Raw genomic sequence first — 1225 nt, 5'->3', positions numbered from 1 at the left:
CACCCGCGCGGCACAGCGCGAGTTTCACTTCCTTGAGATGTTGCCCGGCACAACTGGCTTCCATCAATTTGCAACTGGCGCTGTCGAGGAACTTGTAAGCCTCTGTCATCGAGCTGGCAGCGCTGGCTTCTGGCCAATTTATAAGGTTGAAGAGAGGATGTCCGAAAGTATAAGTGCCAGGAAGAGCGTGATCTGCAAGGCCAGCAGGGAAAGCAGGATGCAGCGCTCGCGCAGCGGAAAATCTTTCACTTCATCTGCTTGAGCGACCCTTCTCCATATAAACAGTTTAGGGATTGCCAGAACAATTGAAATCGAGCCTGTGCGCATCAGCTTGCCTGGCAAGCCGCCATGTTTGTAGGTAATTTTGTTGTCTGTAATGTATTTGCAGTTTGGTAGGTGTGACTCAAAACGCTCAGTGTACCTGTGGGCGATGTAGCATTGAATGATGAGCGTAATTGCCATGGGGGCAAGTATAAAAAGCACTATGGTTTCAGAATCAATGGCGTTCATTTAAGGCTCTCGTGATAAAGTATTTCACCATATTCCCTGCCTTTATCTGCCCCGTAATCGCCAGCATATTTACCTGCTATGGCACCTATCACAACTGCGCAAACAAGTGATCCAGTGCCAGCAGTAGGGATGCCGAGAGCCACGCACACTGGTGGCGCAATCAGCGCACCAACAAAACTGCCAGCGCTAGCGCCTGTCAAGCCGCCCGCCAATGCCGTGCCCTCGACGAATTTTGCCTTACTGCATTCCTCTTCTCGCCCCAGGGTGCAGGCCCTCTGAATCTCCAGCCCCGTAGCGCCCACTCCGAGTGCGACGCCGATATAGCCGCTGTTCTTGATCAGACGCGCGGCCTTGCCCACCCCGGCGACCTTATCGGCATACCCTGCAATCTCACCAGCTTTCAGATAGCTTTTCGTGGAAATACCAAGCGTTCTCTTGATAGACCCTTTATTCCGCAAGCTGGCACCGAACGCGGCCATTTTGCTCAACTGCTCATCCAGCCTCACAAACAGCGCCGCACGCCTGGCATAGAACTGATCGCGAGCTTTGAGCGTCCCTGACCCCATGTACTCCTGGTGCAGCTTTTCAATTTCCAGCAACGTGTCCTGAATCGCCTTCAAGTGCCTGCTCCAGCCATCGCTGACCACGCCTGCGCCCATGGACGCATGGGCAAGCAGACTCTTGAGCAATTCGAAATTCTCCAGAAAGAACTCAT

2 protein-coding genes and 1 pseudogene are annotated in these 1225 nt (G+C 53.1%); all 3 read right to left on the bottom strand.

Annotation, left to right across the window (positions count from 1 at the left end; all coding sequences use genetic code 11):
* Positions 1 to 94: pseudogene (locus ACIPW4_RS27350) on the bottom strand (type VI secretion system tube protein Hcp); the annotation flags it as partial.
* A 44-nt stretch (positions 95 to 138) separates the two neighbouring features.
* Positions 139 to 510, bottom strand: a complete 372-nt coding sequence (locus ACIPW4_RS27345) for a hypothetical protein (protein ID WP_400663792.1) — start codon at positions 508 to 510, stop codon at positions 139 to 141.
* A partial coding sequence (locus ACIPW4_RS27340) for a hypothetical protein (RefSeq protein ID WP_400663790.1) occupies positions 507 to 1225 on the bottom strand: 719 nt, incomplete at its 5' end. The genes ACIPW4_RS27345 and ACIPW4_RS27340, both read right to left, overlap by 4 nt.

Source organism: Pseudomonas sp. NPDC089996, from assembly GCF_044748405.1.
GTDB lineage: Bacteria > Pseudomonadota > Gammaproteobacteria > Pseudomonadales > Pseudomonadaceae > Aquipseudomonas.
This window is presented reverse-complemented; position numbering and strand designations above follow the sequence as displayed.